The organism is Eubacterium sp. (assembly GCF_057858645.1).
The window spans coordinates 72,900-86,805 of sequence record NZ_DBLZZO010000008.1 but is presented as its reverse complement, the minus strand read 5'-3'; the positions used below and the strand labels follow the sequence as shown (position 1 = coordinate 86,805).

Annotated in this window: 12 protein-coding genes and 1 tRNA gene; 3 read left to right on the top strand and 10 right to left on the bottom strand. The window is 31.6% G+C overall.

Going from position 1 to position 13,906, the window contains the following annotated elements:
• Positions 1-158: 158 nt before the first annotated feature.
• The 9 genes from ACZM4J_RS04350 to ACZM4J_RS04310 form a co-directional block, all read right to left on the bottom strand.
• A complete protein-coding gene (locus tag ACZM4J_RS04350; protein ID WP_489485662.1) occupies positions 159-1,541 on the bottom strand; it encodes a leucine-rich repeat domain-containing protein in 1,383 nt (460 codons plus the stop codon).
• A gap of 206 nt (positions 1,542-1,747) precedes the next feature.
• Positions 1,748-1,879, bottom strand: a complete 132-nt coding sequence (locus ACZM4J_RS04345) for a hypothetical protein (RefSeq protein WP_428244635.1) — start codon at positions 1,877-1,879, stop codon at positions 1,748-1,750.
• Positions 1,880-1,947: 68 nt separating this feature from the next.
• Complete coding sequence (locus tag ACZM4J_RS04340) at positions 1,948-2,097, bottom strand: PF20097 family protein (protein ID WP_428245271.1); 150 nt, start codon at positions 2,095-2,097, stop codon at positions 1,948-1,950.
• A gap of 326 nt (positions 2,098-2,423) precedes the next feature.
• Entirely contained in the window at positions 2,424-3,887 is a 1,464-nt protein-coding gene (locus tag ACZM4J_RS04335) for a leucine-rich repeat domain-containing protein (RefSeq protein WP_428244634.1), read from the bottom strand.
• A 231-nt stretch (positions 3,888-4,118) separates the two neighbouring features.
• Positions 4,119-5,129, bottom strand: coding sequence for a GGGtGRT protein (locus ACZM4J_RS04330; protein WP_117999010.1), 1,011 nt, complete (start codon positions 5,127-5,129; stop codon positions 4,119-4,121).
• Positions 5,130-5,141: 12 nt separating this feature from the next.
• The gene (locus ACZM4J_RS04325; protein WP_022165710.1) at positions 5,142-5,834 is read right to left on the bottom strand and encodes an iron-sulfur cluster assembly scaffold protein; all 693 of its coding nucleotides are present in this window, start codon (positions 5,832-5,834) and stop codon (positions 5,142-5,144) included.
• Positions 5,835-6,369: 535 nt separating this feature from the next.
• Positions 6,370-7,464, bottom strand: a complete 1,095-nt coding sequence (asd, locus tag ACZM4J_RS04320) for an aspartate-semialdehyde dehydrogenase (RefSeq protein WP_022165709.1) — start codon at positions 7,462-7,464, stop codon at positions 6,370-6,372.
• 42 nt (positions 7,465-7,506) lie between these two features.
• The gene (locus ACZM4J_RS04315; protein WP_302690361.1) at positions 7,507-7,995 is read right to left on the bottom strand and encodes a hypothetical protein; all 489 of its coding nucleotides are present in this window, start codon (positions 7,993-7,995) and stop codon (positions 7,507-7,509) included.
• 18 nt (positions 7,996-8,013) lie between these two features.
• Positions 8,014-8,086 (bottom strand) — tRNA-Thr (locus tag ACZM4J_RS04310).
• A 204-nt stretch (positions 8,087-8,290) separates the two neighbouring features.
• Between ACZM4J_RS04310 and ACZM4J_RS04305 the strand changes: the two genes are divergently transcribed.
• Together ACZM4J_RS04305 and htpG are read left to right on the top strand one after the other, a co-directional pair.
• Entirely contained in the window at positions 8,291-8,746 is a 456-nt protein-coding gene (locus ACZM4J_RS04305) for a DUF5721 family protein (protein WP_302690360.1), read from the top strand.
• Positions 8,747-8,960: 214 nt separating this feature from the next.
• Positions 8,961-10,949, top strand: coding sequence for a molecular chaperone HtpG (gene htpG / locus ACZM4J_RS04300; RefSeq protein WP_428244633.1), 1,989 nt, complete (start codon positions 8,961-8,963; stop codon positions 10,947-10,949).
• 258 nt (positions 10,950-11,207) lie between these two features.
• Here htpG and ACZM4J_RS04295 read toward each other — a convergent pair whose 3' ends face one another.
• Positions 11,208-12,137 carry a tRNA dihydrouridine synthase gene (locus ACZM4J_RS04295; RefSeq protein ID WP_428244632.1) on the bottom strand — a complete coding sequence of 310 codons (930 nt, stop codon included), beginning with the start codon at positions 12,135-12,137 and terminating at the stop codon, positions 11,208-11,210.
• A gap of 277 nt (positions 12,138-12,414) precedes the next feature.
• On the opposite strand from ACZM4J_RS04295, the gene argH reads away from it, so the two are divergent.
• Positions 12,415-13,788, top strand: coding sequence for an argininosuccinate lyase (gene argH / locus ACZM4J_RS04290; RefSeq protein ID WP_022164996.1), 1,374 nt, complete (start codon positions 12,415-12,417; stop codon positions 13,786-13,788).
• Positions 13,789-13,906 lie beyond the last annotated feature (118 nt).

Sequence of the window (13,906 nt, the reverse complement as noted above, 5' to 3'; positions counted from 1 at the left end):
TCAACAACCTGCTTTTTGAATTCATAACTGTATTTTGCCATAAAAATACCGACCTCCAATCGTTAGATTTTTAGGTCTAACTTTTGGGGGTCGGTACAGTATGTCATCGGCTTTTATTATCTAGATTATACAATTATTTGGTGTATCTTATTATGTAATTATTTTGTGTATCCAATAATGTCTACACCTTTATCATATTTAAAATTTTCTAATTTAGTATTGTTAGTTACATCAATTGAATTTAATTTATTGTTATTACAATATAAAGTTGTTAATTCCTTGCAATTTGAAACATTAATATTTGTCAGCTGATTGTTGTAACAATAAACCTCCGTTAATTTGCTATTATTACTCAAATCTAAATTAGTTAATTGATTGTCATTTATAACAAGCATTGCCATCTCTCCATTCTTTGACAAATCAATTTGATTTAACTGATTATTGTAGCAGAATAACTTCGTCAATTTTTCGTTGTTTGTAACATCTAAAACTGTTAAATTATTATTTCCTAAATCGATGTATTCTAGCTGCTTATTATTTGAAATATCCAATGCCAACAATTTATTATTGTTACAATACAAACGAGTTAATTTCACAAGATTACTTATGTTAAGCGTTGTAATCTGATTATTATAACAATAAAACTCTGTTAAATTCTCACTGTCAGCAATATCAAGATTTTCTATTTTGTTATCACCACAACTTAATTTTGATAAGTTCTTGTTTCCTGAAATTCTCAAATCTGTAATTTCATTATTCGAACAGGATAACTCTTTTAATTTCTCATTGTTTGAAACATCTAATTTCTCTAATTTGTTAGAATCACAATATAGTTCTTCTAAACTTGCATTTCCCGAAACCTTAATATCAGTCAACAAATTATTGTTACAATTAACATCTTTAAGGGAATCCAAACCTGATAAATCTAATGTGCCCTTTAACTCTTTGTCTGTCCAATCTATACCAACCAGATTGCCACTTTCATCCCATGTGTAATCACTATCACCCATATTGTTGCTAATGTCTACACCACTTGATTTGATATTCTCAATTATATCCTTTAAAGCTTTTTTATCTTTTTCATTAAGCTTAGATTCGTCAATTGTAGGCTGTTCCGGTTTTGTTGTAACTTCCGGAGTTGTTGTTTCTTCCGTTTTCGTTGTAGGTTCAACTGTAGTCTCAGACTCTGCTGGCTTAATAACAGGCTTCTTGATATTAGATTTTTTGTTTCTCTTTTTCTTTACTTTAATTTTGCACTTATAAGCTTTCTTACCAACTTTAGCGGTAATTGTTGCTTTTCCTGCCTTAATTCCTTTTACTTTACCTTTTTTACTTACCTTTGCTACTTTCTTGTTTGATGTTGACCACTTAACCTTTTTCTTATTATTTTTCACTTTCAATTTATTTGTTTTGCCAACATAAATTGTTGCCTTTGTCTTACTAATTTTTGCTTTTTTTGCTGCAAAAACACTGTCAGGTGTAACAGAAAATGCCAAAACAATCACCAAAACAATAGCACATAGTTTCTTTAGCTTAGCCATTTTACTTCCCTCCGTTTTTTATTAATAGCATAATGCCTTGTTTATTATGATAGCAAATTGCTATTATAGGTGTAAAGTGTCGTTTTTATAGAGGTTTCAAAATTTTATAGGGGTTCTTACATTGGGATATGAATTACAAATTGTAAAAAAGAAATCTGTATAATTTAACAAATATTAAAGTATACTCAAAAAGCATCTAACAATAGCTAGATGCTTTTACTTTTCTGCAACATCTGTCTTAAATCATCAAATGTTTCAGCTATTGATGTTGTTCTTTTATTATTTACGTCATTCTCGGCTTCTGCAAGAATTTCCAAAAGTTCAATTCTCGATTTCATTCTTTTATATTCTTCATAGAAAAAAATAATATTATCACCTTGTTCATTTAACATTGTCAGATTATATATTAATTTTCATTAATATCAATTATAATCTTGTTACACTCTCCACACATATATGCTTCAACATATGTTTTTGTTAGTAAACTGGTAAGTTTTACACTTTTCACACTACGATTTTCTGATTTCCATTTCAAAGGATATCTGTCTTGATTTATTTCACCTTTCTACATTTTCGAATTGCAATACGGACATTTCATTTTTTACACTCCTTGTATTTAAATAGTATCTAGTTTCATCTTTTAAAATTAATAAACATTGTACAAATTTAATTAATTTTTAAATCCTAAAATATTTATTAGTAATTATAACATCATTTTACCACTTATAAAAAATAACAAAAATTTACCAAACTCTATGATTGGGCATATCATATAGAAAATATTTTTATTATTAATATCTAAATAAGTAGTATCTAAAATAAAAAGAGCCAGCTTGTGCTGACTCTAATATTTAAAATTTATTTTGAATCTCATATATTGAATTAATGTCCGTTAACAGAACCAGTATATCCTGTTATAGCAACATTACTATCACACCATAAGGAAATTAACTTTTTATTACTTGTAAGATTTAAAGTAGTAAACTTATTTCTAGCACAAGATAAAGACCATAATAAAGTATTCTTTGATACATCTAGCTTTGTTAACTGTAAATTATCTACATTTAATGTCTCCAATAATACATTTTTAGATACATCTAAAGTAGATATAGTATTATAAGGATAATAAATAGTATCAAAACGCCCCCAATTTCCTACCCCAAGTCTTTTTAACTTTGTGAGATTAGACACATCTAAACTTGTTAGTTCATTTAGCCCCACATTTAAAACTTCTAAAGATATATTTTTAGATAAATCAACGCTTTTTAAATTATTTCCATCTAAATTTAACTTTGTTAAACTTGTATTTCTTGAAACATCAATACTTTTTAACTTGTTTCCTCCTGCGTCTAAAGAAACTAAATTTATATTATTTAAAACATCTATTGACTCTAACTTATTAGTAGAACAATCTAATTCCTCTAATTTATTATTCTTAGATACATCCAAAGATGATAACTTATTATCAGAACAATCTAATCTTCGTAATTTACTATTCTTAGATATATCTAAATTTGTTATATTAGAATAACTACAATCTAACTCCTCTAAATTAATATTATGAGTTACGTCAATTCCTTTTCTTAAACTTATACAATCATAAAGTGTAAGAAACTTTAAATTTTTATTACTTGATACATCAATATCATTTAACTTTTCACAAGCAACTAAGTATAACTTCTCTAAATTCTTATTGTTTGAAACATCAAGACTTTCTATCTTTGCACTTTCACTAGCAACAATACTTAAAGACTTTAATTTAAGATTATTTTTTACAATTAGACCTGTTATTCTATCACCACTAATAATACTTAAATCTTCTAAGTGATTTAAACCTGTTAAATCTATATTTCCCCAAACTCGTATATCTAATCCTGTTAAATAGCCAGCTTTATCAAAGGTACTATTTGCTAAGTCATCTTCAATAAAAGTATTACCCCTACTCTTTTGCTCTTTAATTATTCTCTTAATAACTACTGCGTCACTACTATTTAATTTTAATTTTCCTACAGTCACTTTCTTACTAGGCTTAACTACCTTCTTCTTTACAGTAATCTTGCATTTATATTTTTTCTTTCCAATCTTAGCTGTGATTGTTGCCTTACCAACTTTCTTTCCTTTTACTTTACCCTTCTTGCTTACTATGGCTACCTTCTTATTTGAAGTAGACCATTTAACTTTCTTCCTATTATTGTTCACTTTTAACTGAACTGACTTGCCTACATATACTGTAGCCTTTGTCTTATTCAATTTTACTTTCTTTGCTGCGAAAACACTTTCTGGTGTTACAGAAAACGCCATTATTAACACCATAACAATAGCACATAGTTTCTTAAACTTACCCATAATTTTTCTCCTCCTCTTTCTTATCATGTGTTTACCACTGTTTAACATTTTAACAAATAAATCGACCTTATACAATGTTTTTATTGTAGAGCAAAGAATACGTGTTGCCGCGCAACTATTTTCTTCTCGCACAAGTGTGCCCCAGTGGAACGTTTTTTATTAAATAAAAAGAGACACCCGAAGATGCCTCTTTTTACATAAGGAAAATCCTTAAATTATGATTTAATTTAACTAAAACTTACCTTCATCAGCAGCCTGCTGTACGCTAACTGCAACAGCAACTGTCATACCAACCATAGGGTTGTTTCCGGCACCGATTAAGCCCATCATTTCTACGTGAGCTGGTACTGATGATGAACCTGCGAACTGTGCATCTGAGTGCATACGTCCTAATGTATCTGTCATACCGTATGAAGCAGGACCTGCAGCCATGTTATCTGGATGAAGTGTACGTCCTGTACCACCACCTGATGCTACTGAGAAGTACTTCTTACCTTGTTCGATACATTCTTTCTTGTATGTACCTGCAACTGGATGCTGGAATCTTGTAGGGTTAGTTGAGTTACCTGTAATAGATACACCAACGTTTTCGTGATGCATGATTGCAACACCTTCCTGAACATCATCAGCACCGTAGCACTTAACTGTTGCACGAAGACCATCTGAGTAAGCCTTTTCGTATACGATGTTTAATTTTGCTTCTTTATAATCATACTTTGTTTCAACATATGTGAAACCGTTGATTCTTGAAATAATCTGAGCTGCATCTTTTCCAAGACCGTTTAAGATAACTCTTAAAGGTTTCTTACGAACCTTGTTAGCCTTTTCAGCGATACCAATAGCACCTTCAGCAGCAGCGAATGATTCGTGTCCTGCAAGGAAAGCGAAACATTCTGTTTCTTCTTCAAGTAACATCTTTCCAAGGTTACCATGTCCTAAACCTACTTTTCTGTGGTCAGCAACTGAACCTGGAATACAGAAAGCCTGAAGACCTTCACCAATTGCAGCAGCAGCATCAGCAGCTCTTCTACAACCTTTCTTAATAGCAATTGCAGCACCTACAGTGTAAGCCCAGCATGCATTTTCAAAACAAATTGGCTGAATTCCCTTAATCATGTCATATACGTTAAGTCCAGCGTCCTTTGTGATTTTTTCAGCTTCTTCAATTGAAGCAATACCATAACTATTTAAAACAGAATTAATCTGATCAATTCTTCTTTCATATGATTCAAATAATGCCATTATTATTACCTCCTATTCCTTTCTTGGGTCGATAATCTTAACAGCGTCATCAACACGACCATACTGACCTTTTGCCTTTTCCCAAGCTGTTGTAGGATCATCACCTTTTTTGATAAAGTCTGTCATCTTTCCTAAGTTAACAAACTGGTAACCAATAACTTCATTATCAGCATCAAGAGCAATACCTGTTACATAGCCTTCAGCCATTTCAAGATATCTAACACCTTTTGCCTTTGTAGCATACATTGTACCAACCTGTGAACGAAGACCTTTTCCTAAATCTTCAAGTCCGGCACCAACTACAAGACCATCATCTGAGAAAGCACTCTGTGTTCTACCATATACAATCTGTAAGAATAATTCTCTCATAGCTGTATTGATAGCATCACAAACTAAGTCAGTATTTAAAGCTTCAAGAATTGTCTTTCCCTGAAGAATTTCAGCTGCCATAGCTGCTGAATGTGTCATACCTGAACATCCAATTGTTTCGACTAATGCTTCTTCAATGATACCTTCTTTAACATTTAATGTAAGCTTACAAGCACCCTGCTGTGGAGCACACCAGCCAACACCATGTGTAAAACCTGAAATATCTTTGATTTCTTTTGAGTGAACCCATTTTCCTTCTTCTGGAATTGGAGCAGGTTCATGCTTTGCACCCTTAGCTACTGGGCACATCATTTCAACTTCTTTTGAATAAATCATTTGAATAAATACTCCTTTCGAAATATAAACTATGGAATATTTCCATGTTATTGCAGCTGTAATATTAGAATTACTTCTGCTTGCCCTGTGGGTTGATAGTATTACCCACACTTGTTTTTATTCTCTCATAAAATGACAAAATAGTCCATACTTTAATTTAAATTTAACAAAAAAAATACAAGAACTACGAACTGCCGACAATTTAACCAACAGTCCATAGTTTTTGTAAAAATTATATTTTATTATTTTTTAATTTTAACTTTCTTTGCTGAAGAATATGCACCATACACTTTTGTCTTTCCATTCATTGAGAATGCTCTGATTTCCATGTAATTCCTTTGTTTGCTGTATTAGAAGGATTTAATTTTCAGTTATTTTGACGAAAATCGTAATGTGAATTTAAAAATTCACCCTTCTATATTAAACTCACAATTAATTATACAAAAAAAAATAGAAGCATTCTGATATATTTATCTCATACCAAAATACTTCTATCTTTCATATTTCTCTTAAAATGATTTTCTAAGAATCTATATTATTTTGCTTCAATATATCCTTTTGCAACTAAAAGCTCTGCTGATAAAACAGCTCCACCTGCAGCGCCTCTAAGAGTATTATGTGATAAGCCTACAAACTTGTAGTCATATACTGTATCTTCTCTTAAACGTCCTACAGATACGCCCATACCGTTTTCAAAATTAACATCTAATGAAACCTGTGGTCTGTTATCTTCTTCTAAGTACTGAATAAACTGCTTTGGAGCACTTGGAAGTTCTAATTTCTGTGGTTCTCCACTGAAGTTTTCTAATGCTTCAATAAGCTGTTCCTTAGTAGGTTTCTTAGCGAACTTAACAAATACAGCTGCTGTATGTCCATCTAAAACAGGTACTCTGATACACTGTGTTGTAATAACAGGTGATGTAGCCTTAACGATTTCACCGTTTTCAACTTTACCCCAAAGTCTAAGTGGTTCCTGTTCTGACTTTTCTTCTTCACCACCAATGAAAGGAATAATATTTCCTACCATCTCAGGCCAATCTTTAAATGTCTTACCTGCACCTGAAATTGCCTGGTATGTTGTTGCAACAACTTCTGTTGGTTCAAATTCTTTCCAAGCTGTAAGTACAGGAGCATAACTCTGAATTGAGCAGTTAGGTTTAACTGCAACAAAACCTTTCTTAGTTCCAAGTCTCTTCTTCTGTGACTCAATTACTTCATAATGTTCTGGGTTAATTTCAGGAACAACCATAGGAACATCAGGTGTCCATCTATGTGCACTGTTATTTGAAACAACTGGTGTTTCAGTTTTTGCGTAATCTTCTTCTATTTTCTTAATTTCTTCTTTTGTCATGTCAACTGCACTGAAAACAAAATCAACAGTTTCAGCAACTGCTTCAACTTCATTTACATTGTGTACAATCATTTTCTTAACTTTTTCAGGCATTGGAACAGTCATCTTCCATCTGTCACCAACTGCTTCTTCATAAGTCTTTCCAGCAGAACGTGGACTAGCTGCTAATGTAACAACTTCGAACCATGGATGGTTATCTAATAAAGTAATAAATCTCTGTCCTACCATACCTGTTGCACCAAGTACGCCTACTTTTAACTTTTTGTCTAATTTAATCATTTTTCTATCCTCTCTATATAATTAAAATAAATTGTTAACAAATTAATTACCGGTCTGTGCTGAAATGGTAGTCTCTACAACAGTAACCGTTTCAGTGGCTGACTCTTTCGCCTTGTTCTGCTTTATGTTTTCTTCTCTTTCAATTTGTATCTGTTTAGTGTATGCATCTCTGCTTTGTACCCATGTATCGGACATATTCATGATACACACCTGAGCCATAAAATAACAAAACATCCATACAATTATCATACCTGACAAAGAAGAACTAAATGTATGTTTCTTAAAAAGAGGTAACTTCTCTCTATATTTAAAGTCTGATAAAAAAATCAACGGACTAAAAAATAAAATTGCAAAGAACAGATATTTTTCAATCATTAATATATAATCTATTGTTTCAAACTTATAATGAAGTAATTCTCCTACAATAGATGCGCCAATAAAATAAGCCATGGCAGCATAATACAAAAGTGCCGGAATCATTTTATACGCCTTTGCAGACCTTAATCCGAATATTTTTACACCATCTTTCATGAAGTTTCTCCTTTTCAAAGCTTCTGGCGCGACTCGAACGCGTGACCCATTGCTTACGAGGCAATTGCTCTACCAACTGAGCTACAGAAGCATATTGATAACAAATCAATAAATGCATCATTCAACTATATTCCTATTAATATAGTTGATTCACACCAAAACTGTCATTAATTATAATCTAAAATAAACATTATTGCAATTAGCAATTACTTACTATTATTCATTGAACATATAAATTTACTTTGTTATAATACACATTATGATAAGTTTAAAAATAAATGATATAAATAATTTTATGCAAAAACTATTAATTGGCAATGCTTTTGACAGTTTTTTACTTTGCGAAGGCGAGGTTGATACATCTAATACTTTTACAATTAACGGGCGTATTAATCAAAAGTTTTACAATGCCGATGAGCTGGAAGCAATTCCTGATGAATTTGTATATTGGAGGGACGTTAAGCACATATTTTTCGAAATGATAAAAGGACACAAGGTTCCCAGCAAAATGAAACTTGTTTTTGCATTCTCCAAAACTAAATATTCAGATATTTTAACGAAATCCCAGATGGCTATATCTGAAAGTGAAATTGGTGGTCTTTACATACATGTTATGTTTGAAGACAACTCCCTACATATTATAACAGGAACTTCAATTAACACTTTCACCATGGACAAAACCCTTGATAAATATTGGGATAAGACTATCAGCAACTTCCTTAGCGAACATTTTAACTGTGATTTGCTGTAAGTTTTAATGATTTTTTATTAAAATATGAACAAATAGTAAATTTTTAGCACTCTTCTCTGTAGAGTGCTAATTTTTTATTGACTTTTGTTTTTTGTGCGTTAAAATTAGTTATGTTGATAAAAAATCAATGTATAAATATAAAATTTAATTTTCTACAGTAGTTTTATTATTTTAAGACTACTTATTTTAAAATATTTAAAGGAGTGATTTTGTTATGGCAAAAAACGGAAGTTTATCAATTAACAGCGAAAATATTTTTCCAATTATAAAGAAATGGTTATATTCAGACCACGATATTTTCTTTAGAGAATTGGTTTCTAATGGATGTGATGCTATCACTAAATTAAAGAAGTTAGACATGATTGGCGAAGCTAACGTCCCTAGCGATGAAGAATTCAAAATACAGGTATTAGCAAACCCTGAACTTAAAACTCTTACATTCATTGATAATGGTCTAGGTATGACCGAAGATGAAGTTGACGAATACATTAATCAGATTGCTTTTTCAGGTGCTGAAGCATTTTTAGAGCAGTACAAAGATAAAACATCTGAAGACCAGATTATCGGTCATTTTGGTTTAGGTTTCTACTCTGCCTTTATGGTTGCTGACAGAGTAACAATTAACACTTTATCATACAAAGATGGTGCTAAGGCTGTTCTTTGGGATTGTGAAGACGGCATGGACTTTACAATGTCTGATTCAGACAAAACTACAAGGGGTACAGAAATTACTCTTTATTTAAATGAAGACAGCGTTGAGTTCTGTAACTTATATCGAGCTGAAGAAGTTTTAAATAAATACTGCTCATTTATGCCTATAGAAATTTTCTTATCAGATCCAACTAAGGAACCTGAATACGAAACTATTTTAGAGGAAGAAGTTACAGACAAAGATACTGTTGTTGAACATATTGTAGAACCTGCAAAAACTGAAGAAAAAGAAAACGAAGACGGCACAAAGGAAACTGTTGAAGTTGAGCCTGAAAAGAAAAAAGCCAAAGTATTAAAACGTCCTGTAAGCATTAGTGACACTACTCCTCTTTGGACTAAGCATCCTAATGAATGTTCAGATGAAGAATACAAAGCTTTTTATCATAAAGTATTTATGGACTACAAGGAACCTTTATTCTGGATTCATTTAAATATGGATTATCCATTTAACTTAAAAGGTATTCTTTACTTCCCTAAAATTAATACAGAATACGAATCAATCGAAGGAACAATTAAATTATATAACAATCAGGTATTTATTGCCGATAACATCAAGGAAGTTATACCTGAATTCCTTATGTTATTAAAGGGTGTTATTGATTGTCCTGATTTACCTTTAAATGTATCACGTTCTGCTCTTCAGAATGATGGTTTTGTTAAAAAGATTTCTGATTACATTACTAAAAAGGTTGCTGATAAATTATCAGGCATGTGTAAGACAGATAAAGAAAACTACGAGAAATATTGGGATGATATTAGCCCATTCATCAAGTTTGGTTGCTTAAAAGACGAAAAGTTCTGCGATAAAATGTCAGACTATGTTCTCTTTAAGAATTTAGACAATAAATATCTTACATTTAAAGAAGCTTTAGAAGAAAATAAGGAAAAACACGAAAACACTATTTTCTACACAAATGATCCTGTACAGCAAAGCCAGTATGTAAATATGTTTAAGGATCATGGTATTGATGCTGTTATTTTAAAAGACAACATCGACCAGCCTTTCATTTCACAGCTTGAAGCCAAAAATGAAGGTGTTAAGTTTAAACGTATTGATGATGAACTTAATGATTCTTTCACAGAAGAATTAAGCGAAGATGAGTCAAAAGATTTAACAGACAAGCTTACTGATGCATTCAAGAAAGCACTTGGACGTGATGTTACTATTAAGGTTCAGAAATTAAAAGACGAAAATATTTCTTCAATGATTACTGTTTCTGAAGAAACACGTCGTATGCAGGATATGATGAAAATGTATGGTATGGCAGGTATGGATCCTTCAATGTTTGGCGGTGCCGGAGAAACATTAACTCTTAACGCTAACAACGATTTAGTTAAATACATTGTTGCAAATCCTGAAGGTGAGAACACTGAACTTATTTGCAAGCAGCTTTATGATTTAGCTTTAATCAGTCATACTCCATTAAATCCTGACAGCATGACAGCATTTATTGAACGTAGTAATAAAATTCTTAAAATTTTAACTAAATAATTTGAGTCAGGTAATTTAGGGCGAATATTATGGGCTGAATAAAATTTATACCGAATAGTTTAAGTCGAATAATTTTAGCTAAAAAAAATTTATATATTAATTTATACAACAAAAAATCCATTACTTTCATTTGTTAAGTAATGGATTTTTTATTATGTCTATACTATTAAATCTTTATTTTTTGATATCTATTGAATTTTCGGTTCTTTAACAAATATAGAAATCAAATATTATTTTTAATTAATCGTTTTTTATATTCTATACCACATACTCATTAAAAATCTGTTCTACTGCCTTCTCGTATTTAAATGTACTTTGAGACTTTCTTATCATTTTGGCTGTTTTATGTGGGTCTGTTGTTGCATAGGACAAATAGTTCCACATTTCAATCATCTTATTTAACAGATGTTTGTCAGCACTCATTTCCCCAGCAAAATCCCCGTACAACTTATCGTGAAACTGGCGTAAAGTTTCTTTGGAAATCTTCTCTCCACCTTTGATTTCATTAACAAGATTTGGATTTCTCAACAACCCTCTTCCTAACATTACAGAATCAACATCATAATTTGATATAATATCATTATAATCTTCCACCGAAAATACATTTCCGTTGTAACATAATTTATTTTTGCTTACTTTGTAGGCATAATCAAAACTCTCCATGTTGGGAAGTCCGTTATAAAGCTGAACTCTGGTTCTTGGATGCACAATTACTTCCTCAAAAGGAAACTTATTGTACACTTCCATTATCTCAGGAAATTCACTTTCATCAAAGATTCCAATTCTTGTTTTTACAGAAATTTTCATATCAAGCTTGGTAAAAACTTCATCAAAAAACTTTTCCATTAAATCTGTGTCTTTTAAGAAGCCTGCTCCTCTTCCTTTTGGCACAACCGTACCTGAGGGACAGCCGGCATTTAAGTTAACTTCGTTATAGCCCATTTCCTGAAGCTGCTTTGCCCCTTTTATAAAATATTCAGGATTATTTGCCATAATTTGTGGGACAAGATTAATATTTTCATTGTTTTCGGGAAGTAACTCACGAATTTCTTTTCCTTTTAATTTTGGATTATGACAGGGAGAAATAAAAGGTGCAAAATATTTGTCCGGTGAGACAAAAAACTTTGTAAATGCATTTCTATATATACGACCTGTCACTCCATCTATCGGTGCAAAATATAATTTCATATCTATCTCCATTTTTACTTTTTATCTTTAGCCTGCTCTAGTATAACAAAAGTTTTTTCCAAAGTACACTGCCATTATTTATTCAATTTTAACGGACAATTTAACAATTATAAAAAGTACCTACTAACACCCATTAATATAAAACATAACTAACATCCACTAATAAAAAAGAATATTTGAAAATCAACAGTCAAAATGATATACTTTTATAGTTGTAGCTTAATATATCTTTATGATATTAGCTACTAAAAATAAGAGAAATAAGCGAGGTATACATATGAAATTATGGGGTGGTCGTTTTACTAAAGAAGAGAATCAGTTAGTTCACAATTTTAACGAGTCTCTTTCTTTTGATCAGAAATTCTATGCACAGGACATTCGTGGAAGTATTGCCCATGTTAAGATGCTTGGAAAACAAAATATAATTTCTGAGGATGAAATGAACCAGATTATTAAAGGATTAGAAGGTATCAAGAATGATATAGATAATGGAAATCTTGTTTTCACAAAGGAAAGCGAAGATATTCACAGTTTTGTTGAGGCAAACTTAATCGAAAGAATTGGTGATGCCGGCAAGAAACTTCATACAGGACGTAGCCGTAATGATCAGGTTGCACTTGATATGAAACTTTATACAAGAGATGAAGTTGTTGAAATTAATCAGTTGTTAAAAGACCTTCTCTCTTCACTTTTAAAAGTTATTGAAGCAAACACAAATACATTTATGCCTGGTTTTACACATTTGCAGAAAGCTCAGCCTATTACTTTGGCTCATCATTTTGGAGCTTACTTTGAAATGTTTAAAAGAGACAGAGACAGACTTGATGATATTTACGATAGAATGAACTACTGTCCTTTAGGTTCAGGTGCTTTAGCCGGTACTACTTATCCATTAGACAGAGAATATACTGCCAGTCTTCTTGACTTTGCAGGCCCTACTCTTAACAGTATGGATTCCGTATCTGACAGAGATTACATTATTGAATTATTAAGTGCTTTATCTACAGTAATGATGCATTTAAGCCGTTTCTGCGAAGAAATCTGCATTTGGAATTCAAACGAATATAGATTTGTAAATATTGATGATTCTTACAGCACAGGTTCAAGTATTATGCCACAGAAAAAGAACCCTGACATTGCAGAATTAATCAGAGGTAAGACAGGTCGTGTTTACGGTGCCTTAACATCAATTCTTACAACCATGAAAGGTCTACCACTTGCTTACAACAAAGATATGCAGGAAGATAAGGAACTTACATTTGATGCTATTGATACTGTAAAAGGATGTATTCTTTTATTTACAGGAATGATTGACACAATGACATTTAACAAAGATGTTATGGAAGCAAGCACAAAGCATGGCTTTACTAATGCTACAGATGCTGCTGACTATCTTGTAAATCATGGGGTACCATTTAGAGATGCTCATGGTATTGTTGGTCAGTTAGTTTTATTCTGTGAAGAAAAAGGCATCGCCCTTGATGATATGACTTTGGAAGAATATAAGGCAATCAGCCCTGTATTTGAAGACGATATATATGAAGCTATTAGCTTAGAAACATGCGTTAATAAGCGAATGACTATCGGTGCTCCGGGACCTGAAGCCATGGAAAAAGTCATTAAAATTTACAAGGAATATTTAAACAAATAATATTCATGCTAAAATTTATAATAACACATTATATTATTATGAATCTGAGGATAAAAAAATATTACAAATAAACACACTCTAAAAGTTATACTTACAACTTATAACTATAACTTTTAAG